The sequence below is a fragment of the Escherichia sp. AM3 genome (assembly GCF_032029835.1).
Lineage (GTDB): Bacteria > Pseudomonadota > Gammaproteobacteria > Enterobacterales > Enterobacteriaceae > Escherichia > Escherichia coli.
This window is the reverse complement of the sequence record NZ_JAVUPQ010000581.1, coordinates 1-438: the sequence shown is the minus strand read 5'-3', so window position 1 is coordinate 438 and position 438 is coordinate 1. Positions and strand designations below refer to the sequence as shown.

The following is a 438-nucleotide window of genomic DNA, read 5'->3' as shown; positions in this document are numbered from 1 at the left end:
CCAGGAGGAACTATTGAAGGCTTTCTGGCAAGAAGCAAAGAAATCTTTAATGTTATTCCTGACTTTAACCTTAAAGATGGTGCACGCCTGGCTTCTGTAACCCGGCTACTGCCTTCCCTGCCCCGCAGGGATGAGGCAGTCCCTGCCCCCTCAGAACAACTGATGCGGGTGTTCACGTGGTTTCAGAAAAAACAGTTAACGCCGGCCATTAATGAAATAGCCATACCGGAACCATTACCAGGTAACGATGGTGAACCAGCCCCTGTTCAGAAATGGAAAGAATATCAGTTCAGTTTATCAACGCCTGTAAATCCTGATGAGTTGTTCCCTTTATTTCAGGATACCGGCGTTCGTCTGAGCAATATCCATTTTGAATTAAACGGCGGTACTTTCAGTTATTCCTCAGAAGGTCATATTTATGCGTCCAGGTACATCACG

The 438-nt window shown here is 46.1% G+C and carries 1 protein-coding gene; it reads left to right on the top strand.

The features are described 5' to 3' along the window. A partial coding sequence (gene pilO2 / locus RTW80_RS27350) for a type 4b pilus protein PilO2 (protein WP_312721219.1) occupies positions 1 to 438 on the top strand: 438 nt, incomplete at both ends.